General features: G+C 69.8%; 27 protein-coding genes. 12 read left to right on the forward strand and 15 right to left on the reverse strand.

What is annotated here, in order from left to right:
• The first annotated feature begins 9 nt into the window (after positions 1-9).
• Positions 10-666 (forward strand): TrmH family RNA methyltransferase, encoded by a 657-nt coding sequence (locus QQ657_RS51780; protein ID WP_284749852.1) that lies wholly within the window; start codon positions 10-12, stop codon positions 664-666.
• Here the strand turns inward: QQ657_RS51780 and QQ657_RS51785 are convergent, their stop codons facing one another.
• Positions 667-1,638 carry a cellulase family glycosylhydrolase gene (locus QQ657_RS51785; RefSeq protein WP_284749853.1) on the reverse strand — a complete coding sequence of 324 codons (972 nt, stop codon included), beginning with the start codon at positions 1,636-1,638 and terminating at the stop codon, positions 667-669.
• On the reverse strand, positions 1,635-3,770 hold the full coding sequence (locus QQ657_RS51790; protein WP_284749854.1) for a molybdopterin-dependent oxidoreductase: 2,136 nt from the start codon (positions 3,768-3,770) through the stop codon (positions 1,635-1,637). The genes QQ657_RS51785 and QQ657_RS51790 overlap by 4 nt, the downstream gene beginning before the upstream one ends.
• A 72-nt stretch (positions 3,771-3,842) precedes the next feature.
• Here QQ657_RS51790 and QQ657_RS51795 point away from each other — a divergent pair, with 72 nt between their 5' ends.
• Positions 3,843-4,841 carry a glycoside hydrolase family 76 protein gene (locus QQ657_RS51795; protein ID WP_284749855.1) on the forward strand — a complete coding sequence of 333 codons (999 nt, stop codon included), beginning with the start codon at positions 3,843-3,845 and terminating at the stop codon, positions 4,839-4,841.
• Positions 4,842-4,850: 9 nt separating this feature from the next.
• Here QQ657_RS51795 and QQ657_RS51800 read toward each other — a convergent pair whose 3' ends face one another.
• The 3 genes from QQ657_RS51800 to QQ657_RS51810 all read right to left on the reverse strand — a co-directional run bounded on the left by QQ657_RS51800 (position 4,851) and on the right by QQ657_RS51810 (position 8,441).
• The gene (locus QQ657_RS51800; RefSeq protein ID WP_284749856.1) at positions 4,851-6,362 is read right to left on the reverse strand and encodes a hypothetical protein; all 1,512 of its coding nucleotides are present in this window, start codon (positions 6,360-6,362) and stop codon (positions 4,851-4,853) included.
• A 105-nt stretch (positions 6,363-6,467) separates the two neighbouring features.
• The gene (locus QQ657_RS51805) at positions 6,468-7,334 is read right to left on the reverse strand and encodes a LacI family DNA-binding transcriptional regulator (RefSeq protein ID WP_284749857.1); all 867 of its coding nucleotides are present in this window, start codon (positions 7,332-7,334) and stop codon (positions 6,468-6,470) included.
• Positions 7,335-7,403: 69 nt separating this feature from the next.
• A complete protein-coding gene (locus tag QQ657_RS51810) occupies positions 7,404-8,441 on the reverse strand; it encodes a LacI family DNA-binding transcriptional regulator (RefSeq protein ID WP_284749858.1) in 1,038 nt (345 codons plus the stop codon).
• Between the two features lie 120 nt (positions 8,442-8,561).
• On the opposite strand from QQ657_RS51810, the gene QQ657_RS51815 reads away from it, so the two are divergent.
• The 6 genes from QQ657_RS51815 to QQ657_RS51840 are packed head-to-tail and all read left to right on the forward strand — an operon-like array spanning position 8,562 to position 13,575.
• Positions 8,562-9,578, forward strand: coding sequence for a substrate-binding domain-containing protein (locus QQ657_RS51815; protein ID WP_284749859.1), 1,017 nt, complete (start codon positions 8,562-8,564; stop codon positions 9,576-9,578).
• A complete protein-coding gene (locus QQ657_RS51820) occupies positions 9,575-10,570 on the forward strand; it encodes an ABC transporter permease (protein ID WP_284749860.1) in 996 nt (331 codons plus the stop codon). The genes QQ657_RS51815 and QQ657_RS51820 overlap by 4 nt, the downstream gene beginning before the upstream one ends.
• On the forward strand, positions 10,567-11,376 hold the full coding sequence (locus tag QQ657_RS51825) for an ATP-binding cassette domain-containing protein (protein ID WP_284749861.1): 810 nt from the start codon (positions 10,567-10,569) through the stop codon (positions 11,374-11,376). Before QQ657_RS51820 ends, QQ657_RS51825 begins: the two co-directional genes overlap by 4 nt.
• A 2-nt stretch (positions 11,377-11,378) precedes the next feature.
• A complete protein-coding gene (locus tag QQ657_RS51830; RefSeq protein WP_434056865.1) occupies positions 11,379-12,206 on the forward strand; it encodes a PfkB family carbohydrate kinase in 828 nt (275 codons plus the stop codon).
• The gene (locus QQ657_RS51835) at positions 12,203-12,838 is read left to right on the forward strand and encodes a nucleoside/nucleotide kinase family protein (RefSeq protein WP_284749863.1); all 636 of its coding nucleotides are present in this window, start codon (positions 12,203-12,205) and stop codon (positions 12,836-12,838) included. The genes QQ657_RS51830 and QQ657_RS51835 overlap by 4 nt, the downstream gene beginning before the upstream one ends.
• Complete coding sequence (locus QQ657_RS51840; protein WP_284749864.1) at positions 12,835-13,575, forward strand: SDR family oxidoreductase; 741 nt, start codon at positions 12,835-12,837, stop codon at positions 13,573-13,575. The genes QQ657_RS51835 and QQ657_RS51840 overlap by 4 nt, the downstream gene beginning before the upstream one ends.
• 10 nt (positions 13,576-13,585) lie before the next feature.
• Here QQ657_RS51840 and QQ657_RS51845 read toward each other — a convergent pair whose 3' ends face one another.
• Positions 13,586-14,374 (reverse strand): hypothetical protein, encoded by a 789-nt coding sequence (locus QQ657_RS51845; protein ID WP_284749865.1) that lies wholly within the window; start codon positions 14,372-14,374, stop codon positions 13,586-13,588.
• Between the two features lie 387 nt (positions 14,375-14,761).
• Between QQ657_RS51845 and QQ657_RS51850 the strand changes: the two genes are divergently transcribed.
• Positions 14,762-15,175: a VOC family protein gene (locus tag QQ657_RS51850; protein ID WP_284749866.1), complete on the forward strand. Its 414-nt coding sequence runs from the start codon at positions 14,762-14,764 to the stop codon at positions 15,173-15,175.
• A gap of 1 nt (position 15,176) precedes the next feature.
• Here the strand turns inward: QQ657_RS51850 and QQ657_RS51855 are convergent, their stop codons facing one another.
• The 4 genes from QQ657_RS51855 to QQ657_RS51870 form a co-directional block, all read right to left on the reverse strand.
• On the reverse strand, positions 15,177-15,845 hold the full coding sequence (locus QQ657_RS51855) for a DedA family protein (protein ID WP_284749867.1): 669 nt from the start codon (positions 15,843-15,845) through the stop codon (positions 15,177-15,179).
• Positions 15,846-15,978: 133 nt separating this feature from the next.
• Positions 15,979-16,800 (reverse strand): YceI family protein, encoded by an 822-nt coding sequence (locus tag QQ657_RS51860; RefSeq protein WP_284749868.1) that lies wholly within the window; start codon positions 16,798-16,800, stop codon positions 15,979-15,981.
• On the reverse strand, positions 16,797-19,388 hold the full coding sequence (locus tag QQ657_RS51865; RefSeq protein ID WP_284749869.1) for an MFS transporter: 2,592 nt from the start codon (positions 19,386-19,388) through the stop codon (positions 16,797-16,799). Before QQ657_RS51865 ends, QQ657_RS51860 begins: the two co-directional genes overlap by 4 nt.
• Positions 19,385-19,915, reverse strand: a complete 531-nt coding sequence (locus QQ657_RS51870; protein ID WP_284749870.1) for a MarR family winged helix-turn-helix transcriptional regulator — start codon at positions 19,913-19,915, stop codon at positions 19,385-19,387. Before QQ657_RS51870 ends, QQ657_RS51865 begins: the two co-directional genes overlap by 4 nt.
• Positions 19,916-20,104: 189 nt before the next feature.
• Between QQ657_RS51870 and QQ657_RS51875 the strand changes: the two genes are divergently transcribed.
• Positions 20,105-20,530: a PPOX class F420-dependent oxidoreductase gene (locus QQ657_RS51875; RefSeq protein WP_284749871.1), complete on the forward strand. Its 426-nt coding sequence runs from the start codon at positions 20,105-20,107 to the stop codon at positions 20,528-20,530.
• A 57-nt stretch (positions 20,531-20,587) separates the two neighbouring features.
• Complete coding sequence (locus QQ657_RS51880; RefSeq protein WP_284749872.1) at positions 20,588-21,979, forward strand: FAD-binding oxidoreductase; 1,392 nt, start codon at positions 20,588-20,590, stop codon at positions 21,977-21,979.
• A 114-nt stretch (positions 21,980-22,093) separates the two neighbouring features.
• Here QQ657_RS51880 and QQ657_RS51885 read toward each other — a convergent pair whose 3' ends face one another.
• The 4 genes from QQ657_RS51885 to QQ657_RS51900 form a co-directional block, all read right to left on the reverse strand.
• Positions 22,094-22,798 (reverse strand): DedA family protein, encoded by a 705-nt coding sequence (locus QQ657_RS51885; protein ID WP_284749873.1) that lies wholly within the window; start codon positions 22,796-22,798, stop codon positions 22,094-22,096.
• Positions 22,799-22,843: 45 nt separating this feature from the next.
• Positions 22,844-23,221, reverse strand: a complete 378-nt coding sequence (locus QQ657_RS51890) for a hypothetical protein (RefSeq protein ID WP_284749874.1) — start codon at positions 23,219-23,221, stop codon at positions 22,844-22,846.
• A gap of 25 nt (positions 23,222-23,246) precedes the next feature.
• Positions 23,247-24,398 carry an N-acetylglucosamine-6-phosphate deacetylase gene (nagA, locus tag QQ657_RS51895; protein ID WP_284749875.1) on the reverse strand — a complete coding sequence of 384 codons (1,152 nt, stop codon included), beginning with the start codon at positions 24,396-24,398 and terminating at the stop codon, positions 23,247-23,249.
• A 91-nt stretch (positions 24,399-24,489) separates the two neighbouring features.
• A complete protein-coding gene (locus QQ657_RS51900; protein WP_284749876.1) occupies positions 24,490-25,062 on the reverse strand; it encodes an RNA polymerase sigma factor in 573 nt (190 codons plus the stop codon).
• A gap of 209 nt (positions 25,063-25,271) precedes the next feature.
• Here QQ657_RS51900 and QQ657_RS51905 point away from each other — a divergent pair, with 209 nt between their 5' ends.
• Complete coding sequence (locus tag QQ657_RS51905; RefSeq protein WP_284749877.1) at positions 25,272-25,556, forward strand: YciI family protein; 285 nt, start codon at positions 25,272-25,274, stop codon at positions 25,554-25,556.
• Here the strand turns inward: QQ657_RS51905 and QQ657_RS51910 are convergent.
• Positions 25,551-26,267: a PDR/VanB family oxidoreductase gene (locus tag QQ657_RS51910; protein ID WP_350310773.1), complete on the reverse strand. Its 717-nt coding sequence runs from the start codon at positions 26,265-26,267 to the stop codon at positions 25,551-25,553. The genes QQ657_RS51905 and QQ657_RS51910 overlap by 6 nt on opposite strands.
• Positions 26,268-26,416: the final 149 nt, after the last annotated feature.

A 26,416-nucleotide genomic window follows, 5' to 3' on the forward strand; every position in this document is an offset into this window, starting at 1 on the left:
AATCGGGGGGTGAGCACTTCCCCCGACGCCGGACCCACCGAGTGGGTGAGCCGCGAAGAGGTCGGCGTCGGCCCGTGGCCGGGTGACTGGCCGTCCGACGAGCGGTACGACCCGGACCTCCTGCGCGACGGCGACCGCCGCAACGTCGTCGACGCCTACCGCTACTGGCGCCGCGAGGCGATCGTGTCCGATGTGGACCGCCGGCGGCACCCGTTCCACGTCGCGATCGAGAACTTCCAGCACGACCACAACATCGGCACGGTGGTCCGCACGGCGAACGCCTTCGCGGCGGCGGAGGTCCACATCGTCGGCCGCCGCCGCTGGAACCGCCGCGGCGCGATGGTGACGGACCGCTACCAGCACCTCCGCCACCACGACGACGTCTCGGGGCTGCTCGATTTCGCCGCGGAGAACGCGCTCGCCCTCGTCGCGGTCGACAACACCCCGGGCGCGCAGCCCGTCGAGACGGCCGACATCCCGCGTGAGTGCGTGCTGCTGTTCGGCCAGGAGGGGCCAGGGTTGTCGGAAGGCGCGCAGGAAGCGGCGTCCCTGGTGGTGTCGATCGCCCAGTTCGGGACGACGCGCTCGATCAACGCGGGCGTCGCGGCGGGCATCGTCATGCACGCGTGGGTCCGGCAGCACGCCGATTTGTCGACGGCCTGGTAGCTACAGCCCCCAGCCCCAGCGCAGCTGCACCACCCCGGACGCGTTGTTGGCCGCCAGGCCGCTGCCGCTTTGCCGCGTGATCGAGTAGGTGTCCCCCGAGCGCAGGCCGGGCCAGTAGACGACGCCCATCTGCCGTGCCCGCGCCAGGTCGGTGGTGGCGGCGAAGTACGCCGTGAAGGTGTTGCCGTCCTGGTGCCCGGCGGAGTAGTCCAGTCCGGTCGTCATCGGGGCGCCGGCCTCGTCGATGATGGTGCGCGCGGAGTACGAGCCGAGCCGGTTGCTCAGGTTGGCCGTCCACGCCGAGCGGGTCGTGTCCGAGGCCCAGAAACCGTAGAAGTGCAGGGACAGCAGCGTGCCGGTCAACGCGCTCGCCGCCCCGACGCCCGTGACGTTGTCGTTGTAGCCGGTGCCGCTGACCACGACCCGGCCGCGCGGGATGCCGGAGTGGCGGGACAGCCAGGCCGAGCAGAGCGAGACCCAGCTGTTCAGGCTGTAGCCGAACGGCTCGTTCATCGGCTCGAAGTAGACGTTGCTGTTGCTTCCGTAGTCGCCGGTGACGCGGTCCCACATGGTGTTCCACGCGGTGACGTCGTCGACGAGCCCGTCCTTGTTCGCTTCCCAGTACCCGAAGATGACCTTCATCCCGTGCGCCAGCGCCGAGTCGGCGGCGCCTTTGTACCGCGCCCACCAGTCGGAATCGACGCTCTGCGGGTTGACCGGCAGCCGCACGGTGTTCGCGCCGAGCTGCTGCTGGAAGCCGGCGATGATGCCGTCCGCCTTGGTGCGGACGACGTCGTAGCTGTCCCCGGCGGTGAGGCCGGTCGGGATGACCCAGCCGTCCACGTAGTTGTCGCGGGCGTCGGCCCAGTTGACGCCGCGGAAGGCGTTGGTGGCGGCGGAGGCGGGCTGGGGAACCGTGAGCAGGGGCGCGGTGAGGACCGCGATCAAGGTGGCGCGCAGCCAACGGGTCATACCGGCGCGACCTCCACCGGGATGCCGTTCAGCACCGACGTCCCCGACGGCACGTCGAGCAGCGTTTCGTCCGCGACCAGGTTCGAGTTGACCCCGGGGTTCGCGCTGGCCACGCGCGTCCGCGAGCCGTCGACGTCGTGACCCCAGCCGTGCGGGATGCTCACCACGCCCTGGCGGACCTCGTCGGTCACCTCCACCGGGACCTCGAGCTTGCCGGCGCGGGAGGTCACCGACGCCAGCGAACCGTCGGTGAGGCCGAGGCGCGTCGCGTCGGCCGGGTGGACCAGGACCGTGCAGCGGTTTCCGCCGCGGATCAGCGGCGCGAGGTTGTGCATCCACGAGTTGTTCGAGCTCAGGTGACGCCGGCCGATCAGCACCAGGCCGTCGTCTTCAGGCTTGGCGAGCTCGGCGCGCAGCCGCGGGACGTCGGCGACGATCGTCTCCGGCGCCAGCTCGATCCGGCCGGACGCGGTGCACAGCACCTCGGGGATCCGCGGCTTCAGCGGCCCGAAGTCCAGCCCGTGCGGCGCGGCTTCGAGGTCGGCCAGCGTGACGTCGTAGGGGCCGGCGCGCAGCAGCAGGTCGACCAGCCGCGCGGGGCCGGTGCGGCCGGGGGTGACCTCGAGCTTGGCGCGGCGCGCGACGTCGGCGGCGACGAAGTCGTCGAGCGCCTCGACGTCCGCTTCGGGGCCCTGACCGGTGACGATGCCGGTGAGCCGCAGCATCGTCTCCCACTCCTGCGGCAGCTTCGACGGCAGCGTCGCCGGTGTCCAGTTGGCGACGTTGCGCACCGAGAGCTGGTAGAACGCCAGGTCGAAGTGCGGCCGTTCGAGCGGTGACGGGCCGGGCAGGATGACGTCGGCCTGGCGCGACGTCTCGTTGAGGTAGACGTCGACGGAGATCATGAAGTCGAGCTTCTTCAGGGCTTCGGCGAGGCGTCCCGCGTTCGGCGTGCTCAGGCAGGGGTTGCCGCTGACCGTGATCAGCGCGCGGACCTGCCCGTTGCCCGGGGTTTCGATCTCGTCGGCGAGCGTCGCGACCGGCAGCTCGCCGACGACCTCGGGGTAGCCGCGCACGCGGCTGTGCCACCGCCCGACGGCGAACGGCCGCCGGTTCCCGGTCGGCTGGCACGCGGCCAGCGGGAACATCGCGCCGCCCGGCTCGTCGAGGTTGCCGGTGAGCACGTTGAGGACGTCGACCAGCCAGCTCGCGACCGTGCCGAACGTCTGCGTCGTCGTGCCGATCCGGCCGTAGACGACGGAGTTCTCGGTGGCCAGGTCGAGGGCCATCCGGCGGATGTCGGCGGCGTCGATCCCGGTGCGCGCGGCGACGGCTTCGGGAGTGAAGGGCCGGGCCAGCTCGCGGACTTCGTCGAGACCGTTGAGGTGTGCTTCCAGTCGTTCGGGCCGGACCCGGTTTTCCGCGAACAGGACGTTGACCAGGGCGAACAGCAGCAGCGCGTCGGTGCCGGGCCGGATCGCGTGGTGCTCGTCGGCGAACTGCGCGGTGCGCGTGCGGCGCGGGTCGACGACGACGATCTTGCCGCCGCGCTCGCGGATCCCGCGCAGCCGGCCGCGGATGTCCGGCGCGGTCATCAGGCTGCCGTTCGAGACGAGCGGGTTGGCGCCGAGGATCAGCAGGTGCCGCGTGCGGTCGAGGTCGGGCACGGGGATGGCGAGCGGGTCGCCGAACATCGTGCCGGACGAGTAGTGCTTCGGCATCTGGTCGACCGACGTCGCGCTGTAGAAGTTCTTGGTGCCCAAGGCTTTGTAGAGCACGCGCCCGTAGAGCGTGAGCGCGATGTTGTGCACGCCGGGGTTGCCCGCGTACACCGCGACGGCGTCCCGGCCGTGCTCCTCGAGGATCGGCGGCAGGCGGCGGTCGATCTCGTCGTAGGCCTCCTGCCAGCTGACCTCGACGAACTCGCCGTCGCGCTTGACCAGCGGCGCGGTCAGCCGGTCGGGATCGTGATGCAGTGCGCCGAGCGAAGCGCCCTTCGGGCAGATGTAGCCCTTCGAGAAGACGTCGTTCTCGTCGCCCTTCACGCGCGTGACCTGCTGGTTTTCGTCGAGCGTGACCTCCAGCCCGCAGGTCGCCTCGCACAGCGGACAGGTGACGTGTGCCGTGGTCATGGGTACCTCGCAGGCCGTCGGGGTCCTTCAACATACCCAGCGGTATGTCGATGGGCAAGGCAGGATTGCGCCATGGACGTCTCGGCTGCCGAACGCGCGGTGACTTCCCGGCACCTGCGGCGGGTGTGGGGGCTGCCGTCCACGGTGCTGGGCCGCAGCCGCTGGCCGGCGTCGCTCGACCAGCGGCTGCACTGGCATTGGAACTACTGGTGGCAGGCCCATTTGCTGGACACCCTGGTCGACGCTCAACTGCGTGCGCCCACTTCGGCGCGGCTGGCGTTGATCCGGTCGTTCGCGCGTTCGGTGCGGCTGCGCAACTTCGGCCGGTGGACGAACGAGTACTACGACGACATCGCGTGGCTCGGCCTGGCGCTGCAACGGGTTTCGCCGTTGGGAATCGAGGTCGGCCCGGCCGTCGCGGCGATCGACACGCAACTGCTGTCGGGCTGGACGTCCGCGGCGGGCGGCGGGATCTGGTGGCGTCGCGGCGACGACTTCAAGAACGCCCCGGCCAACGGCCCGGCGGCGATCTTCCACGCCCGTACGGGGAATCTCACGCGCGCCCGCGCCATGGTGGACTGGATGACGTCCACTTTGGTCGATCCTTCGTCGGGCCTGGTCTGGGACGGGATCCGCGTGGGCACGGGCGAGCTGGTGAAGCACATCTACACGTATTGCCAAGGGGTCTACCTCGGCGCGTGCCTGGAACTGTCCTTAGTGGACGACGCGGCGAGGACGGTCCGGGCGGTCGCTTCGCATTGTGCCCCGGGCGGGGTGATCCGCGGCCAGAGCGGCGGCGACGGCGGTCTGTTCGCGGCGATCCTGGCTCGGTACCTGGCTTTGGCGGCTCGTGCGTTGCCCGGCCCGGAGGCAGCGGTGGCCCGTTCGCTTGTGCTGACCTCAGCTGAAGCCTGTTGGTCCGGAGCGGTCGACGCGCCGGAGGGTCCGCTGTTCAGCGCGTTCTGGGACCGCCCGGCACCGCTGTTGCCCCTGCCGGAGGACGCGCCGGAGCGGGACATGTCCGTCCAGGTCGGCGGCTGGATGCTGCTGGAAGCGGCGGCGACGCTGTGAGCGGGCGGATCAGTTCTGGACGCCTTCCTTGCGCGGGTCGAGGTCGATCTTGTCGCGTTTGCGGTCCTCTCCGGTCTCGTGCCAATCGGCGATCGCGGCCTTGAGGCGGGCTTTCTGTTCCGCGTCGCTCTCCGCGTACTTCTCCGCGGCTTTCTTGATGCGATCGGCTGCCATGAGGTACCGCGCGGTCGTCTTCTGGAAGAACGACTCGACGTCGCTCCGCAACGCGATCAACGCGGTGTCCGCCGCGGTGGGCACGACGCCGCGGCCCACCAGCTGCCCGTCGGAGTAGGAGGCGGTCGCAACGTCGCTCAGCAGGCCGGAGTAGATCTCGGCGGCGTCGTAGCAGTGCTGGGCGATCTCCATGACCACCACGACGTCCACGGCGTACCGGCCGGAAGCGGACGGGTCGCTGCTGTCGCCGTCGGGGCTGCTCTTCGTGAAGTCGTAGAGTTCCAGCACCGTGTGGTCGACGCCGGCGATCCGGTGCTCGATGGCCGTGATGGCATTCCGGTAGCTCGTTTCGGCATCGGTCAGCTCAACGTGGAGCTTCCGGACGGCCTCGTCGAGGTGGACGAAGAAGTCGCTCAGCTGCGGGTACCGAAGGCCTTCGTTCGCGCTGCCCTCCTGGAGGCTCAGCGCGAAATCGATCAGCGTCAGCGCCGTGCCGATACTGCCCGGAGCCTCGGCCCCCAAGGCCTCGGTGACAGTCTTGGTGATGTCCCACGCCGAGCCGACGTTGCCCACCGCCAGCTTCTCCTTGGGGGTGTCCGTCGACGGCGGCGCGGCCTCGAAAAGCTCGCTGGTGGCCTGGGCGATGAGGTGGAGGGCGTTGTTCCGGGTGGCGTGGATCGTCGTTGCCCGTACCGAGTAGCAGTTGGCCAGCCACCGCACGAGAACGCTCTGGTTCTTCAGAGTGGGGCTGACCGTCGAAAGAAAGCCGCCTTTGAGGCTGTTGGCCGCGAGTCCCGTCCACCCGGCCATCCACGCCCGGTTGTTGTTGCCGTCGTCCCTGATGGAGAGCTTGTCGACCACGCCGGGCAGGGTGTAGGCATCGACCGATCCGTCCGGTCGCATCTTCCCGTCGGCGGTCAGGAGGCTTTTCCGCGCGTCTTCGAGGGACGAGAGCTCCGGCCCGCCCGCCAGGTCCGGGATCGCGGTCGCCAGCTGTTCCCGTTTCGCCCACGCCCAGTCGCCGACCTGGGAAAAGACGTCGCCCGCCCGGCATTCGACGTACTTCGTGTCCGGCACGCTCCAGCCGTCGCAGGTGGACGGCCGAGTGGCCGGGGTGCCGTCGTTGATGGCCCACGCGACGATCGGGCAGGTCGTCAGGTGGCCGCGTGACTCCACCGGGACCTGCCATCGGGCGGGCGAGGGCGCGGCGTTGATCTGGCTCGTCCCGCCCCGCAGCGTCAGCCCGGCGTCGTGGGTCCAGCGGCGTTCCAGCGTCTGCCAGAAATCGTTGAGTGCCGCCGAGAGGGAAGCCGAGTAAACGCTTCCGCTCATGTACTGCCCGCTCATCGGAACTCCCCGTTTCGCCTCCGTCGAGTGCGCCGAGGGTAGCGTCGAAGTGACGCATTTGGACCAGTTGTCACTCCGTGGCGTCCGGAAGTGGCCACTGTCCGGTCAGCAGCCGCAGGAGGCGCCGTGCAGGAAACGCGGCGTCAGCGAAACCGATTCCGGCGGCCGGTCCGGGTCGGCCATGCGGGACAGCAGCAGCTGGACCGCCCGCTGCCCGATGTCCGCCACCGGCTGGGCCAACGTTGTCATCGCCGGGCTCACCCGCCGAGCCCACTCCATGTCGCCGTAGCCGACCACCGCCAGCTCCGAGCCGATGTGGATGCCGCGGCGGTGGGCCTCGTACTGGACCCCCACCAGCATCGACTCGTCCGCCACCACCAGTGCCGTCGGGGAGGGCCAGCCGTCCAGGAGCTTGGCCGTCGCGCGGGCCGCTCCGCCCGAGGTCGACAACCCGGACTCCACCAGCTCGCGGTTGAACCGCAGCCCCGCCTGCTCCAGCCCCAGCCGGTAGCCGCGGACGCGCTCGCGGCTGATGTCCAGGCCCTCGTCGCCCGAAATCAAGCCGATCTTGCGGTGCCGGCCCGACGTCAGGTGGCGGACCAGCGACGCCACCGCGTGCACGTTCTCCGTGCCCACCTGGTCGACGTCGTTGCGGGCGGCGACGCGGTCGACCAGCACCGTCGGCACGCCCATCCGGACCAGGCCGTTGATCACCGCTTCGTCGCCGATCGAGGGGACCAGCAGCATGCCGTCCACGAGCTCCGCCCGCAGCGCGCCCACCCGCGCCGCTTCTTCACTCACCGTGTCGCCGGTGTCGGCCAGCGTGACGTCGCACCCCGCCTGCGCCGCGGCCGCCCTGATCGAGCGCAGCAGCTCACCCGAGTAAGGGTTCGCGTGCGTACCCATCGCGACGCCGATCCGGTAGGTGACCGGGGGGTCCCACAACCGGAGCTCTGGCGAAAGTGCGGTCATTGGCCCTCGCAGACGCTCAGCGGAAAGGTATCCGCTGAGCGGCCACGCCGAGGCGTCAGGACCGCAGAATCACTGATGTGAGTGAACCGGCGGGCAGCCGCACGACTCACGGTGACGCAGGGTGGGTGCCAGCCGGACCGTCTCGGCCTTGCGCGCGGGGTCGTTGATCCGGGCCAGCAGCAGCCGCACCGCCTGCCGCCCGATCTCCTCGATCGGCTGCGCCATCGTCGTCAGCGGCGGGTCCACCAGGTCCGCCCACTCGACGTCGTCGTAGACCACCACCGGCAGGTCCTGCCCGATCTTCAGCCCGCGCCGCCGCGCTTCGTGCAGCACCCCGACCATCATGCTGTCGTTCCCGACGACCAGCGCCGTCGGCGGCTCGGGCAGCGCCAGCAGCGTGCTCAACGCCAGCGCGCCGCCCTCGTGCGACGAGTTCCCGCAGGCCACGAGGTCGGACGACCACGTCAGCCCGGACCGGCCGAGGCCCAGCCGGTAGCCCAGCACGCGCTCCTCGCTGGTCGAGAGCCCGGGCGTGCCGCTGATCATCCCGATCCGCCGGTGCCCGAGCTTCGCCAGGTGCGCGGTCAGCGCCGACGTCGCCTGGATGTTCTCCGTGCCCACCTGGTCGACGTCGGCGCGGGTGGTCAGCCGGTCGATCAGCACCGTCGGCACGTCCAGCGACACCAGCTCGCCGATCACCGGGCCGTCACCCGGGGCCGGGGTGATGAGCAGGCCGTCGACGCGCCGCGAGCGCAGCGCCCGCACGGTGTCACGCTCCGTGCCCGCGGTGTCGTGCGTGTCGGCCAGCAGCACGGTGTACCCGTGCGCCGACGCCTCCCGCTCGATTGCCTGCATCAGCGTCGCGAAGTACGGGTTGGCCACCAGCGAGATGGCCATCCCGATCGACCGCGTCCCGCCGGTGACCAGCGATCGGGCGATCGCGTCGCCGGTGTAGCCGGTCGTCTCGATCGCCCGGAGGACGGCCGCCTTGGTGTCCTCGGCGACCGCCCGCGTCCCGTTGACGACGTGCGAGACGGTCGTGATCGAGACGCCGGCGAGCTCGGCGATGTCCCGCTGGGTCGGCCGCGATGATCTCGGCTGGGGCATGCCAATCCTTTCCGGCAAGCGTTTGCGCAAACGCTTGCGTCCACGGTGCAGTCTGTCTACCTTCCCGACCATCGGCAAGCACTCGATCACACCGTGTCTTCCATAAAGGGGTGGGAACCCATGAGACAGCGAAGTCTCACCGCACTCACGCTGGCCGCCGTCCTCGCCGCGACGACCGGATGCACCGTCGAACGCCATTGGGGTGGCAGCACCAACACCGGCGGGAGTGGTAAAGCGAAGGTCGGCCTGGTCACCAAGACCGACACCAACCCCTACTTCGTCGAACTGCGCAACTCCGCCAGAGCGGCCGCGCAGGCCAACGGCGCCGACTTCAACGCCCTCGCCGGCCAGTTCGACGGGGACAACGACGGCCAGGTCCGCGCCATCGAAAACCTCATGCAGCAGGGCGTGAACACGATCCTCATCACGCCCAGCTCCTCGACCGGCGTGCTCAAGGCGATCAAGGACGCCCGCGACGCCGGGGTCCTGGTCATCGCCCTCGACACCGCCACCGAACCGCCCGACGCCGTCGACGCCACCTTCGCCACCGACAACTTCGCCGCCGGCGAGCAGCAGGGCGCCTACGTCAAGGCCGCACTCAAGGGCACCCCGCCCAAGCTGCTGATGGTCGACGGCACCGCCGGCAGTTCGGTCGACACCCAGCGCCACGGCGGATTCCTCAAGGGCATCGGGCTGACCGACGGCTCGCCGGAGATCAAGGGCCACACCGCGGCCAACGGCGACCAGAGCCTCGCCCAGCAGGGCATGGAGAACCTGCTGCAGCGCAGCACCGACATCAACGCCGTCTACTCGATGAACGAGCCGATGGGCCGCGGCGCGTACGCGGCGCTGAAGGCCCGCGGGCTCACCGGCCAGATCGTCATGGGCTCGATCGACGGCGGCTGCGAAGGCGTCCAGAACGTCAAGGACGGCCAGTACGCCGCGACCGTCATGCAGTTCCCGAAGAAGATGGCCGAACAAGGCGTGCTCGCCGCCGTCGAGTACGCGAAGACCGGCAAGAAGCCGACCGGCTTCGTCAACACCGGGTCCGCCGTGATCACCGACAAGCCGCTGCCCGGCATCGAAAGCCACGACACCGCGTGGGGCCTGCAGAACTGCTGGGGAGGCGCGAAGTGACGACGGCAACCGCAGTGTCCACAAAGGAACGTGAGTCGCTCGGCGAGTTCCTCCTCCGCGCTCCCGCGGTCGGCCCGGCGCTCGCGCTGGTCGTCGCGATCGTGGTGTTCTCGCTGGCCACGGACACGTTCTTCGACCTCGACAACCTGTCCACGGTGGTCCAGCAGTCGCTGGTCGTCGGGACGCTCGCGCTGGGCCAGACGCTCGTCATCCTCATCGCGGGCATCGACCTGTCCAACGCGTCGTCCATGGTCGTCGCGACGCTGATCATGGCGAAGCTCGCCGCGGCCGGCACGAACGGCTTCGTCGCGCTCCTGGCCGGCGTCGTGCTGACGATCATCGTCGGCATCTTCATCGGCTCGCTCGCGACGCGGATCAAGCTCCCGGCGTTCATCATCACGCTCGGCACGTTCACCATGCTGACCGCGGTGTCGAAGCTGATCGCCGGCGGCCAGGCCGTGCCGGTGACCGACGGGCTGCTCCAGTGGCTCGGCACCAAGCGCTACCTCTTCGGCGGCATCCCCATCACCTACGGCATGACGCTGGCGCTGCTGATGTACCTCGGGATCTGGTACGCGCTGACGAAAACCGCGTGGGGCAAGCACGTCTACGCGGTCGGCAACGCGCCGGAGTCCGCGCGGCTGTCCGGCATCAAGGTCAACCGCACGGTCCTCTCGGTGTACATCGTGGCCGGTTTGGCCTTCGGCCTCGCCGCGTGGCAGGCGCTCGGCCGGACGCCGAACGCCGACCCGAACCAGTTCCAGCTCGGCAACCTCGACTCGATCACCGCCGTCGTCCTCGGCGGGACGAGCCTCTTCGGCGGCCGCGGTTCGGTGCTCGGGACGCTGATGGGCGCGCTGGTCGTGGCGGTGCTGCGGTCCGGGCTGACGCAGATGAACGTGGACGGCAACTACCAGGACCTCGCCACCGGGGCCCTGCTGATCGCCGCCGTCGTGGTGGACCGGATCGCGAGGAGGCAGCAGCAGTCATGACCGATCCCATCCTCCAGGCCCGCGGGCTGGTGAAACGCTACGGCCGCGTCACCGCGATCGACGGTGCCGACTTCGACCTGCTCCCCGGCGAGGTGCTCGCCGTGGTCGGGGACAACGGCGCCGGCAAGTCCTCACTCATCAAAACCCTTTCCGGGGCCGTGATCCCGGACGAGGGAGAGATCAAAGTGGACGGTCGGACCGTTCACTTCAAGTCCCCTTTGGACGCCCGGCACTACGGGATCGAGACGGTGTACCAGGATCTCGCCGTCGCGCCCGCGCTCGACATCGCGTCGAACATGTTCCTGGGCCGCGAAAAGCGGCTCAAGGGGCCGTTCGGGCTGTTCCGGAAGCTCGACACCGCGACCATGCGGTCCGAGGCGCAGCGGATCCTCGACGAGCTGGGCATCAACATCAAGTCGATCTCCCAGCCCGTGGAGACGCTTTCCGGTGGTCAGCGCCAAGGTGTCGCCGTGGCCCGCGCGGCCGCGTTCGGCACCAAGGCCGTGATCATGGACGAGCCCACCGCCGCGCTCGGCGTCGCCGAGTCCGGCAAGGTGCTCGACCTCATCGGCCGGATCCGCGACCGCGGCCTGCCGGTGGTGCTGATCAGCCACAACATGCCCCACGTGTTCGACATCGCCGACCGCATCCACGTGCACCGCCTCGGCAAGCGCGTCGCGGTCGTCTCGCCGAAGACGCACTCGATGAACCAGGTCGTCGGCCTGCTCACGGGTGCGTTGCGGCTCAACGAAAACGGCGAGATCGAAGAAGCCGCCGCTGCGACACACGTGGCCGGCTTGAAGTGAGAGTGCTGCTGGCGGGCTTGTGCACCGTGGACGTGATCCAGCGGGTCGACGAGCTTCCGGCACCGGGCGAAAAGGTGCAGTCACTGCGGGTGGACGTCGCGGCCGGGGGGCCCGCGACGAACGCCGCGGTGACGGCCGCCGCGCTCGGTGCCGAGGCGACCTTGCTGACCGTCCTCGGTGCACACCCGCTGGCGGCGCTCGCCCGCGCCGACCTCGAAGCGCACGGGGTCCGGCTGATCGACCTCGCTCCCGACCTGCCCGATCCGCCGCCGGTCAGTGCCGTCGCCGTCCGCGACCGCGACGGCGAGAGGACGGTGGTTTCCCGCAACGCCGCCGAGCGCCACTTTCGCGTGAAAGCGGCGCTTCCGGAGGCCGACGTCGTGCTGCTCGACGGGCACTACCCGGAACTCGCGCTGGACGTCGCGCGGCGCGCGAAGGCACCGGTCGTGCTCGACGCCGGGAGCTGGAAGCCCGTGCTCGACGAGCTCCTCCCGCTGGTCGACATCGCCGCCTGCTCCGCCCACTTCCGGGCGCCGGAACCGGGGCTGCACGAGCGCGGCGTCCCCACCGTCATCACCACCGCGGGACCCGGCCCGGTGCGGTGGTCCACTGCGGACGGCGGCTCGGGTGAGGTGCCTGTCGCGGGAGTCGAAGCGCGAGACACACTAGGTGCGGGCGACGTCTGGCACGGCGCGCTCGCCGTGGCCGTGACGCGCGAACGGACGGTGACGGACCGGATCCGCTTCGCCAACGAGGTGGCCGCCGAACGGGTGCGGCAGGTGGGACCGCGGTCGTGGACGACCGCGATCGCAGGAAGGAACAGGACATGACGGCGTTCGACGACCTGCTGGCCCGGGCCGAGGGCCTGACCGTGCGCGGGCAGCGCAACGTGCTGGGCATCATCGGCGCGCCCGCGTCCGGCAAGACCACGCTGGCGTGGGCGCTGGCCAACGCGCTCGGTTCGCGCGCCGCGGTGGTCGGCATGGACGGCTTCCACCTCGCGCAGGTCGAACTGCGCCGGCTGGAGCGCACCGAGCGCAAGGGCGCCCCGGACACGTTCGACGCGGCCGGCTACTTCCACATGATCAAGCGGCTCGCCGAAGGCCGCGAGACGGTGTACGCGCCGGAGTTCCGCCGTGAGATCGAGGAGCCGATCGCCGGGGCCGTCGCGGTGCCGCCGGAGGTCCAGCTGGTGATCACGGAGGGCAATTACCTGCTGTTGCCGGACGACCCGTGGAGCGGCATCCGGCCGCTGCTGACCGAGGCCTGGTTCCTGGCGCCGGACGAGCCCGAGCGGATCGAACGGCTGGTGTCGCGCCACCGCCGCTACGGCCGTTCGCTGGTCGAGGCCCGGCAGCGCGCGCTCGGCTCGGACCAGCGCAACGCCGACCTCATCTCGCAGACGCGCGACCGTGCGGACCTGGTGCTGGAAAACCTCCCGCTGGCCAACTTCGCGATTTGACTCTCATAGTCACGGGCGGCAGCCGAGGTATCGGGGCGGCCATCTGCACCCTGGCGGCTCAGCGCGGCCACGACGTCGTCGTCAACTACTCAGGCGATCCCGCGCCGGCGGCGGAGGTCGCTTCGCTGGTTCGTTCGCACGGCCGGCAGGCGCTGGTGGTCCGCGCGGACGTCTCCGTCGAGGACGACGTCCGCGCGCTGTTCGACGCCGCGGAGGAGCTGGGGCCGGTGAAAGCGCTGGTCAACAACGCCGCGATCGTCGGCAACACGCCCGGGCGGCTCGACTCCTACGACGTCGAGGTCGTCCGGCGCACGCTCGACGTCAACGTCACCGGCGTGTTCCTGTGCTGCCGCGAGGCGGTCCGCCGGATGTCGACGCGGTACGGCGGCGACGGCGGCGCGATCGTCAACATCTCCTCGACGGCCGCGCGCACGGGCTCGGCCGGGGAGTGGGTGCACTACGCGGCGTCGAAGGCCGCCGTCGACACGCTGACGTTCGGGCTCGCGCAGGAGGTCGCGGGCGAGGGCGTGCGGGTGAACGCGGTCGCGCCCGGGATGATCCACACCGGCCTGCACGAGGCGGCCGGGCTGCCGGACCGGATGGCGAAGTACGCGCCGCAGATCCCGATGGGGCGCGCCGGTGAGCCGGCCGAGATCGCCGAAGCGGTGCTGTTCCTGCTGTCGCCCGCGTCGTCGTTCACCACGGGGTCGGTGCTCGACGTCGGTGGCGGCCGGTGACCGTCCGGGCTCAGCTCGGACGGCTTTCGACCCTGCGAACGGCTTCGGCGAACGGCACGGACAGGCCGGTGAGCCTGCGGTACCGCTCGATGTAATCGTTGACGATCTGGCGGTCGGAGTAAACGATCGCGGACTGAACTGTTCCTGTCACGCCACCGACAACGCCTACTGACACGCGGCGGGTGCCGAAGATGAGGTAGTCGAAGTCTTCGTGCTGCGGCGCCTCGTCGTGGAGCAACACCATCACGGCGATCCTCTTGTTGAGATCTTTGAGGTGGTTGAGCAGGACCTCGTCCCTGAACATCCCCTCGTCGCGGAAGAGGTACACACGCGTCACCTTGACACCACGCTGAGCCGCAGCGAGGTGTGCCTTGACCGAGGCGCGGTACCGGGCGTCGGCGATTTGCCCTCGGGCTTTCTCGGCGGAGACGGTGGAGATCGGGCAGGTGGAGCGCAGCACTTCGTTCGCGGTCATCTCGTCGATCGACCGGACATCGTCCTCGAACACCGAATCGATGGTGCGGAGCTGGTAGATCCCGGACGCGAGATCGTCCATCTCTTTCCGCAGTTCGTTGTACCTGGTGAGGACAAACCGATCGCTCTTTGCCCATTGCTGGATTTGGGCCGCGCGTTGAGGTTCCAGGCCGAGACCGGCGAGGCTCTGCTTGATCTCGCCCAGCTCCAGCCTGCTGCTCAAGGTGAGTGAGACAGCCGAGCCGGCGAGTGTAAGGATCAGAGCGATCTTGGTGTCCAGCTGCGGCCAGAAGAAGGTGACCAGGGCGACGGCGACGGTGATCACGAGGCCGATCAGCAGGACTGCGTTCGCGGATGGTCGATGGCGGTGGGTCCGCGGGGGAAGACTTGTATTCAGTGGATCCCTCCTCGCTCGCGTCGCCCGCCGGCGCCGCCGAGCATCCAGGCTACTGAGTTGAGCCAAACGCGAAGGTGTCCATCTCACTAGTTGTCCAGCTAATGTCACCTTGAGTCGCAGGATGTGGCGACTGCCGGTGACCGTCCGAACACTGTCCGATAGACCTGAATGACCTTCAGTCACCGGCGTCCGCCTGCTGGGACGCCCGGAGACGGCGAGATCACGATCGGACGGGAACTTGGTCACCCTGGTTTCGGTGGGCGAACGCTGTGCAACTCTGGGGAGCCGCCACGCGAAAGGACGGCTTCGAAAGCCATGGCAAAACTCATGTCCGTGCACCATCTCGCGCTCACCGTGACCGACGTGGACCGCAGCGTGCCCTGGTACGTCCGCGTCCTCGACCTCGAGGAGGTCACCCGGCGCGAAGAGCCGGACACGGGACTGCGCAAGGTCGTGCTCCGGTCCGCCGGGGACGAGTTCTCCGTGGTGCTGGTCCAGCACGCGGACACCGGAAGACGCGGGTTCGACGAACGCAGAACCGGGCTCGACCACGTCGCGTTCCGCGTGCGGTCGACCGCCGAGCTGGCCGAATGGGAGTGCCGGCTCGCCGAGTTCGGCGTCTCGTACCTGCCCGCCGCGCCGTCGCGCACGTTCGAAGGCTCGAAGGTCGTGGTGTTCCGCGACCCGGACGGCATCCAGCTCGAGATCTGGGCCGACCCGGAGCTCTGAGTCAGGCCCGCGCGTCGTCCGTCTCTTCGACGGGGCGGCGCATCTCCTGGCGGTAGCGCAGCACGCCGTACCCGGTCCCGACCACGAAGAACGCGATGCTGATCCACAGCGCGGCCGTCTTCAGCCACGGCAGCGCGTCCAGCAGGCCGGCGCCGTAGTAGCCGAGCAGCACCAGGGTCGGCACCCACAGCAGGCCGCCCAGCGCCGTCGCCGCCATGAAGCGGCGCGGGTCCATCCGGGCGGCGCCCGCGATCAGCGGGGCCAGCGTGCGGATCCACGGGATCCACCGGGCCGCCACGATCGCGAAGAAGCCCCGTTTGTCCAGGAACCGCTGCGCGCGTTCGAGGGCTTGGCGGTTCAGCACCTTGCCGTCGCGGCGGGCGATGAGCTTGGTGCCACCGGTCCGGCCGATGTAGTAGCCGATCTGGTTCCCGAGCACGGCGACGATCAGCGCGGCCCCCGAGAGGAACCACGCGTTCGCGTCCGAACCGTGCTGGGCCAGCACCACGCCGGCCCCGAACAGCAGCGAGTCGCCGGGCAGGAACAGCCCGATGATCAGCGCGCATTCGACCAGCACGAAGCTCAGCACGATCACCCAGACGAGCAGCGGACCGGCGGTGTCCAGCCAGCTCACGCCGACGCCCGCGGCCTCGATGCTCACGAAGTTCACACAAGGAGCCTACGTGCCCCAGGTGAACGGCCCACGGCGAACGGTCGAATCGAGCGCTCCGGGATATTCAGGATCTACGAACGGTGAGGGCCCCCTCACCAGCGGTGAGAGGGCCTTCACGAACTCGACGCGCTCAGAACTGCGGCAGCGACTCGCCTTGCACCGCTTCGACGTCCAGCTCGATCTTCACCGTCGTGCCGACCGCCGCGACGCCCGCCCGGACCATCGCGCTGTAGTTGATCGCGAAGTCGTTGCGGTGCAGCGTCGTCTCGGCGTGGAACGCCACGCGCACGCCGCCCCACGGGTCCGGGCCCCAGCCGCCGTACGTCAGCTCCAGCTCGATCTCGCGGCGCTCGCCGTGCAGCGTCAGGTCGCCCAGCAACGTCCACGAGTCCACGCCGCGCTGGCGCATCCCCGTGCTCGCGAACGTGATCACCGGGTGGACGTCGACGTCGAGGAAGTCCGGCGAGCGCAGGTGGTCGTCGCGCATCCGGATGTTCGTGTCGATGCTCGCCGCCTTGATCTCGGCGTGCACCGACGACCGCTCGGCCGGGCGGCCGATCTCGATCCGGCCGGACACGTCCGGGAACCGCGCCTTGATGCTCGCGATGCCCAGGTGCCGGGCGGTCGCGACCACCGAGGAGTGCATCGGGTCGATCACCCACGGCCCGGCGGGCGGCAGGTCGATCGCCTCGGCGACCGGGGCCAGCACGACGTCGCCGAGCGAGCCCGAACCGTCCGAAGCGACCTGCGCCATCCGGGCGACCGGGGTGTATCCGGCCGCCGTGACGACCGCGGTGTACGTCCCCGGCGCGAGCGCGTCGGTGACGACGTCGCCGCGGACGTCGGCCGCCTGCCGGGCGACCTGCCGCCCGGCCGGGTCGGTCACGGTGAGCACGGCGTGCTCCACCGCCCAGCCCTCGGCCGTGCGGAAGGTCGCGCGCAGACCGGTCATGACCGGTCGACCAGCTCGTCGAGGGCCTGGTCGTAGCTCAGCCGGACGTCGTGGCCGGCTTCGCCGCCGGTCAGCTCCACCTGGCTGGTCGCCGGCGGGTAGCCGCTCGCGACCACCGTGTACGCGCCCGCGGGCAGGTCGCTCACCAGGTACCGGCCCTCGCCGTCGGTCCGGGCCACGGCCGCGACGTTGCCTTCGGCGTCGAGCACGGTGATCCGCGCGTCCGGGACGACCCGGTCGCCCTCGGTCCGCGCGACCCCGCTGAGCTGCACCGAGCTGGCCAGCTCGACGTCGTGGCGCAGCACGCCGCTGTCCGGCACGGTCAGCGTCACCGCGACGGGCCGGTGACCCGCGCCGCTGGCGACCAGGGTGTAGGCGCCGGCGCCGACCCCGACGAAGGCGTAGGTGCCGTCCGTGGTCGTGATGAACGCGCCGTTCACCTCGCCGCGGCTGTCGGTCAGCGTCACCGTGACGTTCGGCAGCGGCGAGCCGGTCGCCGCGGCCTTCACGGTGCCGGTCAGCTCGCCGGACCCGGTGAGCGTGACGTCGACCGTCGCCGGCCCGCTGCCGATCACGACGCTGGAGGCCTGCGGCTGGTGGCCGTGGGCCGACACGATGAGGACGTACGCGCCCGGGCCCTGGCTGGGGACCGAGTAGCTGCCGTCCACGGAGCCGGTGGCCCGCGCGACCTGGCGGCCGCGCTGGTCGATCAGGGTCAGCGCCGCGCCCGCGACGTGGCTGCCGTCCTGACGGCGCACGTGCCCGACGACCGGCACTCCACCCGCACCGACCGGGACGTCCACCTCGGAGTCCGCGACGGAGTTCGAGATCGGCATCGGCAGCGCGCCCGACACGGCCTGGTAGTCACCGTGCCCGTTGGTGCTCAAGGCGTGCTTCCCGCCGCCGACCAGGGCCGGCTCGCGATCGAGCGGCTTGACCGGCTCGACGATCTCGGTGGGCTCGTCGGTGAAGTCGTGCTCGTCCGCCTCGAGCAGCGCCTCGCCGCCCTCCATGGCCGCCGCGGCCGGGGCCGCGTTGGACAGCGGGATCTCCTTCATGAACAGCAGCACCAGCGTGGCCAGCAGCGACACCGCGCCCGCGATGTAGAACACCGTCGTGATCGACTCGGTGAAGCCGATCAGGATCGGCGTCTTGATCGCCTCCGGCAGGGTCTGGATCACGCTGGTGTTCTCGGACAGGTTGCCGATGCCCGCGCCGGCGCCGGCCGGCAGCTGACCGCCGAACGCCTTCGTGATGTTGGGCATCAGGGTGTTGAACAGGACCGTCAGGAAGATCGCGACACCCGCGGTACCACCGATCTGGCGGAAGAACGTCGCCGACGCGGTCGAGACGCCCATGTCGCTGCGCGGGCCCGCGTTCTGCACCGCGATGATCAGCGTCTGCATGCACTGGCCCAGGCCGAGACCGATGATGGCGGCCGCGACCAGCGGGTGCCACAGCGGCGAGTCGTACTTGACCTGCGCGAAGAAGAACGCGCCACCGGCGATCAGGATGGTGCCGACGATCGGGAAGATCTTGTAGCGCCCGGTCTTCCCGGTGAGCCGGCCCGAAACGATCGAGCTGGTCATGATGCCCGCCATCAGCGGCAGCATCAGCAACCCGGACTCGGTCGGCGTGTAGCCCTGCACGACCTGCATGAACTGCGGGATCATCGTGATCGCGCCGAACATCGCGACACCGACGATGACACCGCCGATGATCGCCACGGTGAACGTCGAGTTCTTGAACAGCCGCAGCGGGATCAGCGCGGCGTCCTTCATCACCTTCTCGACCAGGATGAACGAGATGACGCCGATGCCGCCCACGACGTAGCAGAGGATGGCCTTCTGGTCGCCCCAGCCCCACTTCTGGCCCTGCTCGGCGACGATCAGGAACGGCACGACCGCGACGACCAGCGTCAGCGCGCCCCACCAGTCGATCTTGTGCTTGTGCGGCGTGTGCGGCACGTTCAGCACCTTCGCCACGACGAACAGCGCGATGATGCCGATCGGGACGTTGATCAGGAAGACCCAGCGCCAGCCGTGCAGGCCGGCCAGGTTGTCGATGCCGGCGAAGAAGCCGCCCAGCACCGGGCCGAGCACGGTCGACAGGCCGAACGCGGCCAGGATGTAACCCTGGTACTTCGCCCGTTCACGCGGCGGCACGATGTCGCCGAGGATCGTCATGGCCAGCGACATCAGACCGCCGGCGCCGAGACCCTGCACCGCGCGGAAGGCGGCCAGCTCGTACATCGACGTCGAGAACGTCGACGCCGCCGAACCGGCGACGAAGATCGTGATCGCGGCCAGGTAGAACGGCTTGCGGCCGTAGATGTCGGAGAGCTTGCCGTAGATCGGCGTGACGATCGTCGAGGTGATCAGGTACGCCGTGGTCGCCCACGCCTGCAGGTCGAAGCCGTGCAGGTCGTTGGCGATCTTGACGATCGACGTGCCGACGATCGTCTGGTCGAGCGCGGCGAGGAACATGCCGCACATCAGGCCGCTCAGGATCGTGACGATCTGGCGGTGGCTCAGCCGGGGTGGTTGACCCACCTCGGGCAGTGCCGGCGTTTCGGTGGTGGAACTCATGCGTTGGCCCCCTTGGCCGGTGCACCGGCGGACGCCTGGGCGTCGGCCAGCTGTGGAGAATGGTTCTCGATACCTGTGTTGAGTCGGCCGAAGAGCTTGTTCAGGGTCTGGATTTCCCCGTCGGTCCAGTCCCCGAGCACGTCGGCCAGCCATTGGTTGCGCTGCTTGCGGTTCTCTTCGAACACCCGCATGCCCTCGGCGGTCGGCGCGAGCAGGCAGGCGCGGCCGTCTTCGGGGTCGGCCTGGCGCTCGACCAGGCCGTGCTGGACGAGCGAGCTCGACTGCCTGCTGATCGTGGAGATCTCCGAGTGGAGCGACTCGGCGAGCCGGCTGGTGCGCTGCGGGCCCTCGTGGATGAGGGTGAAGAGGATCGCGTAGGCCGCCCGCTCGATTCCGTCCGGTCCCTGCTTGGACACCTGGGACTTCGCCTTGTTGATCAAGCGGACCAGGCGGACGAGCTCGTGCCCGAGCTGGTCGGCGAGGTCCAGTTCGGCCTTGGGCCGGGTGGCGGAGGTGTTCGGTGCCATGAGGGATCCTTCAACGGCGTTGGTTGGCGGCTGCAACTAGTTGCCTCAGGCAAGGATGTGCCTTCACTAGCGGTTATGCAAGTGGAGGCGTGCTCGATGTGTCGGAACACACTTTAGTTGCCGTATGCAAGCAGATTTCCTCCGGGCTGCTCCAGGAACAAGGGGGACGGCCGCGGGTTTGTAGGGGGTATGACCGACGACACAGCGTTGAAGGACTTCCTCGCCGCGCACCGCCACGGTGTCCTGGCCACGATCCGCCGCGACGGGCGGCCCCAGCTGTCCACGATCACGCACCTGTACGACCCGGAGGCGGGCACGATCACCGCGTCGATCACGGAGACGCGGGCGAAGACGAAGAACATGCGCCGCGACCCGCGGGTGACCTACCACGTGGGCAGCGAGGACGGCTGGAGCTACGTCGTCGCGGAGGGCCGCGCTTCGCTCACGGCGCCGGCCGCTTCGCGGGACGACGAGACCGTCGAGGCGCTCGTCGACTACTACCGCCGCGCGGCCGGCGAGCACCCCGACTGGGACGAGTACCGCGACGCGATGGTCAGCGACCAGCGGGTGCTGCTGCGGGTGCACGTCGACAAGCTCCTCGGCTTGGTCCGGTAGGGGCAGTTTTGAAATAGAAGTTCCGCAGTGCGGACTGGCCGGGCTTACCATGACGACATGAGCGACGAAGCTTTGGTCACCCGGCTCCGCGACCTGCTCGGCAAGAGCGCCGTGCTCACCGACTCCGACGTCACCGCGTCCTACGCGCGCGACATGATGCCGCTGGCGCCTTCCGGCCGGCCGCTCGCCGTCGTGCTGCCCGCGAACGTCGAGGAGGTGCAGGCCGTCGTCAAGGCGTGTGCCGAAGCCGGGGTGCCGATCGTGCCGCGCGGGGCGGGCAGCGGGCTGTCCGGCGCCGCGAACGCCATCGACGGCTGCGTGACGCTGTCGATGACCAAGCTGAACGAGATCGTCGAGATCGACCCGGGCAACCGGCTCGCCGTCGTGCAGCCGGGCGTCGTCAACCTGGACTTCCGCAACGCCGTCGAGAAGCACGGGCTGTTCTATCCGCCGGACCCGTCGAGCTACGACTGGTGCACGATCGGCGGCAACCTCTCGACCAACGCGGGCGGCCTCTGCTGTGTGAAGTACGGCGTCACGACGGACTCGGTGCTGGGCCTGGAGGTCGTGCTGGCCGACGGCTCCCTGCTCAAGACCGGACGGCGCACGGTCAAGGGCGTCGCCGGGTACGACCTGGCCCGGCTGTTCGTCGGCAGCGAGGGCACGCTCGGCGTCATCACGCAGGCGACGGTCCAGCTGAAGCCGCTGCCCCAGGCGCCGGCGACGCTCGTCGCCGGCTTCACGACGACCGAAGCGGCCGGGGAAGCGGTGGCCCGGATCGTGCGCGAAGGGCTCGTGCCGTCACTGCTGGAGATCATGGACGCGTCGTCGATCAAGGCGTCCGAGACGTACTTGAAGACCGACCTCGGCGCGGGTTCGGACTGCCAGGCGCTGCTGCTGGGCCAGTCGGACGCGGGCGGCGAGGTGGCCCGCCGCGAGCTGGCGGCGATCGAGCAGATCTGCAACGACTGCGGCGCGGACCTCGCGTACACGACCGAGGACCTCGAAGAGGGCCGGATGCTGCTGCAGGCCCGCCGGATGGTGCTGACGGCGCTGGAGACGTACGGGCAGTGGCTCACCGACGACGTGTGCGTGCCGCGCACGCGCATCGCCGAGCTGATCCGCGGCTGCGAGAAGATCAGTTCCGAGGTGGGGCTGCGGATCGCGGTGGTCGGCCACGCGGGCGACGGCAACATGCACCCGACGATCGTTTACCAGCCCGACGACGAGGACGAGTTCGCCCGGGCCCAGCGCGCGTTCGACGCGATCCTCGAGGTGGGGTTGTCTCTCGGCGGGACGGTGACGGGCGAGCACGGGGTGGGCAAGATCAAGCGCGAGTGGCTGGCGCGGGAGATCGGCCCGGTGGGGATCCGCGTTCACCGGCAGATCAAGGCTGCGTTGGATCCGGAGAACCTGTTCAACCCGGGTTCGATGTTCTCGATGACCTGACCTGCGCCAACAGGGGTCCCCTCCCGGGGGACCCCTGTTTTCACGTTACCGCGGGGGTACGACAAAAAAGGGCCCCACCGCCGACCGGTAGGGCCCTTCTTTGTCTGCCGAACCTCAGTCCCGCACCCGCGGGATCCGCTGCGTGACCTCGGGATCGGTCTCCGCGACGGCCGTCGCCTTCTTCTCGCGCCGCGACTTGAGGTACTCGATCACGATCGGGACCACCGAGATGAGCACGATCAGCACGAAGATCGCGTCGATGTTGTCGCGGATGAATGGGATGTCGCCGAGCATCCAACCGAGAACGGTGATGCCCGCGGCCCAGAGGATGCCGCCGATCACCGTGTACGTGAAGTAGCGCTTCGGGTCCATTCGGCCGATGCCGGCGATCCAGGTGATAAACGTCCGGACGAACGGCACGAACCGGGCCAGCACGACCGCCTTGGGCCCGTGCTTCTCAAGGAACGCGTGCGTCTTGTCGATGTGTTCTCGCTTGAAGAACTTCGAATCCGGCCGGTCGAACAGCTTGGGCCCGACGAAGTACCCGAGGTAGTAGCCGACGACGTTGCCGAGCAGCGCCGCCACCGTCACCAGGATGCAGGTCACCCAGAGCGGGTACAGCTTGCCGCTCGCGATGAGTAGACCGGCGGTGAACAGCAGCGAGTCACCGGGCAGTACCGGGAAGATGCTGCTCTCGATGAAGATCACCAGGCATAGCACCGCCACCGCGGGGCCGGCCACTTGATCGAGCAAAATGTTGGGGTCCAGCCAGGACGGCAGCAGGGACATTGTGTTGACCGTGCTCTGGGCGAGAATCACCCCAAAAACGGTACAGGGTCACCCTGAGTCGTTACTGAGACCCGGTCAGACCAGCGTGAGCAGGCCCACCACGGACCCCGCGGCGAGTCCCAGCAGCACCGCGAGCAACAAAATCCAGTACGCGGGCAGCTGCGCGCCCTGGCGGGGAGGCTCCGGGGGACGCGGGGTGTACGCCGTGGGTGCCTCGGACACCGGGTCCAGCGCCGCCCGCTCGCGCTCCAGCGAGTCCGCGCTCGCGCCGGACAGCAGCCCGTACGCCGACGGCAGCTCGTTGATCGCGCTGGTCGGGACCGCGTCCGTAGCCGGTTCCGGCGGCGAAGACGGCGAAGGAGGTGGAGCCGGCGGGGACGCCTGCGGGGCGAAGACGGCTTGCGCGCGAAGGGCGTCCGCCAGCAGCTGCTCGGGGTCCTTCGGCTCGCTCATCTCCGCCCGTCTCGCTCGCAGGATCTCAGGTACTCAAGGTAGCCGTACCCACCTCGGCGACCCATTCACCCCGGCGCAGCACCTTCGCCGGCCGCAGGTCCTGGTCGAGCACGACGATGTCGGCCACGTAACCGGGGCACAGCATCCCGGTGCGGTCGGCGATGCCGAGCAGTTCGGCGGGCCGTTGCGACGTCGCGTGCACCGCGTCGAGGATGCCGAGTTTCGCACCCCGGACCAGATTGCGGAAGGCGGTGTCCATCGTCAGGGTGCTGCCGGCCAGCGAGCCGTTGTCGGCCAGGGTGGCGACGCCGTCGTGGACGTCGACCTCGAGGCGGCCCAGCGTGTAGCGGCCGTCGGCGGCGTCGGTGGCTGACATCGCGTCGGTGATGAGCACCGTCCGGTTGCGGCCCGCGTGCTTCGCGGCCAGCCGCACCACGGTCGGGTGCAGGTGCACCAGGTCGCAGATGAGCTCGATCGTGATGCGCTCGTCATCGAGCAGTGCCCCGACCGGCCCCGGTTCGCGGTGGTGCAGCGGCCGCATGCCGTTGAACAGGTGCGTCGCCACCGAAGCTCCCGCGTCGATGGCCGGCAGCAGCTGCTCCTCGACGCCGTCGGTGTGCCCGATGGCGGCGATGACGCCCGATTCGGCCAGCTGCCGGACGGCCTTGACGCCGCCGTGGAGCTCGGGGGCGATGGTGACCATCCGGATCGCGCCCTGGCCGGCGCGCAGGAGCTTGTCGACCGTGCCGGTGTCCGGCTCGAGCAGCGTCTCCGGGTCGTGGGCCCCGCAGCGGGCCTTCGAGATGAACGGCCCCTCCAGGTGGATGCCCGCGACCTCGCCGTCCTGGACGATCTCACGCAGCGCAGCAACCTGCTCACGCAGGATGTCCACCGGGTCGGACACCAGGCTGGCGAGCATGGTCGTGGTGCCGTGACGGCGGTGCGCTCGCACCGCCGTCAGGAGTTCCTCGGGATCGAGGGAGGTGAACGAAGCACCTCCCCCGCCGTGGCAGTGGGTGTCGACGAACCCGGGCACGACCAGTGCCCCGCCGACGTCGACGTATTCGCCCGACGGCGGGGTCCCGGAACCCACGCCGGCGATCCGCCCGTCGGAGACGGCTACCCAGCCGTCATCGAGTACACGGTCCGGGGCGGCGACCCGGCCGCCCATGATCACGAAATCTCCGGCGCCTCTCACGCACCCCAGCATATATTGGTCTGGACCAAGCATGGTGATACGACTCAGTGATCGGAATGGTCCACCCGGGTCACTGTGGGGCCTGCATGGCCTTTTGGAGTGCCTCGAGCGCCCGGCTGGCGGTCGACTTAACGGTACCCTTGGAAATGCCTGCGGCCTCAGAGATTTCGGCCTCGCTCAGCCCACCGTAGTAACGCAGCACCAGCACTTCGCGCTGGCGGGGCGGCAGCTTGGACAGCGCGCTGACCACGGCCTGGTGCTCGCTGGAGAGCATCGCGAGGCTCTCCGCGGACCGCGCGTTGACCGCGTGCGGCGGCACGTACTCGCGGGCGGTCTTGCGCCGGCGCAGCACGCTGCGTGACCCGTTGACCACGGCGGTGCGCAGGTAGCCGACGGCGGCCGCGGCGTCCCGGAGCCTGCCCCAGTTGCGATGCAGGCCGGTGAAGGCCTCCTGCACCACGTCTTCCGCCGTCGCGGGCTCGTCCACCAGCAGAATCGCCAGCCGGACCAGCCGCATGCGGTGCTGGCGATAGAGGTCTTCGAGGGTCAGCGGTGTCGGCGCTTGCGCCGGGGCCGGACCGTCCATGACCCGCAGTTGGCCGAGGGTTGCCTCGACACTGCGTTCCGCATTGCCCTCGAGCATGAACCCCTGCCTGTCCTCGACCCCGGTTTGCACGGTGTGTCGCGTCAGCAGGTTCACGGTATTCACAGCGCTCACACAGGTACTGACGCACGCCCAGCCTATCGGGTTGGCTTCCCGGTGCCACACAGCCACAGATCGGATGCTGGGACACGGTGACGACCCGGGTAGCGTCGGTCCCGTCCCGCCCCTGCCCGACCCCGGAGATCCACATGGCCTGGTACCTCGTCGAAATCACCTACGTCCAGGAGAAGATGCCGGAGGTCCGGCCCCGGCACCGCGAGTTCCTGGGCAAGCTGGCCGAAGAGGGCCGCGTCGCGGTCGCCGGGCCGCTCGGCGACGGTTCCGGCGGCATCACGCTCTACCAGGCCGACGACGAAGCGGACCTGAAGGCGACGATCGACCAGGACCCGTACCTGCTGGAAGGCGTCATCGCGGAGCGGACCATCCGGGAGTTCAAGCCGGTCATCGGCGCCTGGGTGCCCCAGGAGTCATAGGTCGAGCACGGTGGTGCCTCGGTCGACGCAGATCCGCATCGACCCGCCGCCGGCCGCCGGCACCGCGCACGTCCCGCAGAAACCCTGGCGGCACGAATACGGCGTGCCCGGCCGCGCCTCGAGGAAGACGTCGAGGGCGGTCCGGCCCGCCGGGACGTCCAAGACTTGCCCTGACCTGCGGAGAGTCAGCTGGAACGGCTCGCCGTCGACGATCGGCGGCGGCGCGAACCGCTCGAAGTGGACTGCTTTCGCGCCGGTCAATCCGAGATCGACGCGGACTCCGGTGATCATCGCCACTGGGCCGCAGCAGTACACCGAAGCGCCGTCCGGGAGGCCGTCGAGGAGTTCGGCGCCCGACGCGGGGATGCCGTACTCCGTGTCCGGGCGGATCCAGACGCGGTCGTCGCTCTCCAGCTCGGCCAGGAACGGCATCGATTCGCGGCTGCGACCGGTGTAGACCAGCCGCCAGTCCGCGCCGCGGGCCTTCGCGCGGCGGACCATCGGCAGGATCGGCGTGATCCCGATGCCGCCCGCGACGAACCAGAACGGGCCCTCGCCGACGAACGGGAACGCCGTCCGCGGGCCGCGCACGGTGACCCGCGTGCCCGGCGTGAGGGCGTGGACCTCGGCCGACGCGACGCCGATCTTCCGCACCGCGATCCGGTAATGGTCCTTTTCGGACGGGTCGCCGCACAGCGAGTACTGCCGCACCAAGCCCGACGGCAGCACAAGATCGATGTGCGCACCAGGCCGCCATCCCGGGAGTGGGGGGGGGGGGGGCCCGGGACGGGACGGGGGCGCCCACAGCGGCGGTGGGCCCGCAGACCTCCACCGCCGGACGCCGGCGGGCGCCCGGACCG

The sequence above is a fragment of the Amycolatopsis ponsaeliensis genome, assembly GCF_030182635.1.
In the GTDB taxonomy this organism is placed as follows: Bacteria; Actinomycetota; Actinomycetes; order Mycobacteriales; family Pseudonocardiaceae; genus Amycolatopsis; species Amycolatopsis ponsaeliensis.

Excerpts from the sequence above, each read along its gene's own strand:
- QQ657_RS51870 (WP_284749870.1), bottom strand. The coding sequence starts at position 19,915 with ATGGCACCGAACACCTCCGCCACCCGGCCCAAGGCCGAACTGGACCTC.
- QQ657_RS51850 (WP_284749866.1), top strand. The coding sequence starts at position 14,762 with ATGGCAAAACTCATGTCCGTGCACCATCTCGCGCTCACCGTGACCGAC.
- QQ657_RS51890 (WP_284749874.1), bottom strand. The coding sequence starts at position 23,221 with ATGAGCGAGCCGAAGGACCCCGAGCAGCTGCTGGCGGACGCCCTTCGC.
- QQ657_RS51800 (WP_284749856.1), bottom strand. The coding sequence starts at position 6,362 with ATGAGCGGGCAGTACATGAGCGGAAGCGTTTACTCGGCTTCCCTCTCG.
- QQ657_RS51805 (WP_284749857.1), bottom strand. The coding sequence starts at position 7,334 with ATGACCGCACTTTCGCCAGAGCTCCGGTTGTGGGACCCCCCGGTCACC.
- QQ657_RS51900 (WP_284749876.1), bottom strand. The coding sequence starts at position 25,062 with ATGCTCGAGGGCAATGCGGAACGCAGTGTCGAGGCAACCCTCGGCCAA.
- QQ657_RS51815 (WP_284749859.1), top strand. The coding sequence starts at position 8,562 with ATGAGACAGCGAAGTCTCACCGCACTCACGCTGGCCGCCGTCCTCGCC.
- QQ657_RS51825 (WP_284749861.1), top strand. The coding sequence starts at position 10,567 with ATGACCGATCCCATCCTCCAGGCCCGCGGGCTGGTGAAACGCTACGGC.
- QQ657_RS51835 (WP_284749863.1), top strand. The coding sequence starts at position 12,203 with ATGACGGCGTTCGACGACCTGCTGGCCCGGGCCGAGGGCCTGACCGTG.
- QQ657_RS51875 (WP_284749871.1), top strand. The coding sequence starts at position 20,105 with ATGACCGACGACACAGCGTTGAAGGACTTCCTCGCCGCGCACCGCCAC.
- QQ657_RS51905 (WP_284749877.1), top strand. The coding sequence starts at position 25,272 with ATGGCCTGGTACCTCGTCGAAATCACCTACGTCCAGGAGAAGATGCCG.
- QQ657_RS51790 (WP_284749854.1), bottom strand. The coding sequence starts at position 3,770 with ATGACCACGGCACACGTCACCTGTCCGCTGTGCGAGGCGACCTGCGGG.
- QQ657_RS51880 (WP_284749872.1), top strand. The coding sequence starts at position 20,588 with ATGAGCGACGAAGCTTTGGTCACCCGGCTCCGCGACCTGCTCGGCAAG.
- QQ657_RS51795 (WP_284749855.1), top strand. The coding sequence starts at position 3,843 with ATGGACGTCTCGGCTGCCGAACGCGCGGTGACTTCCCGGCACCTGCGG.
- QQ657_RS51860 (WP_284749868.1), bottom strand. The coding sequence starts at position 16,800 with ATGACCGGTCTGCGCGCGACCTTCCGCACGGCCGAGGGCTGGGCGGTG.
- QQ657_RS51865 (WP_284749869.1), bottom strand. The coding sequence starts at position 19,388 with ATGAGTTCCACCACCGAAACGCCGGCACTGCCCGAGGTGGGTCAACCA.
- QQ657_RS51785 (WP_284749853.1), bottom strand. The coding sequence starts at position 1,638 with ATGACCCGTTGGCTGCGCGCCACCTTGATCGCGGTCCTCACCGCGCCC.
- QQ657_RS51810 (WP_284749858.1), bottom strand. The coding sequence starts at position 8,441 with ATGCCCCAGCCGAGATCATCGCGGCCGACCCAGCGGGACATCGCCGAG.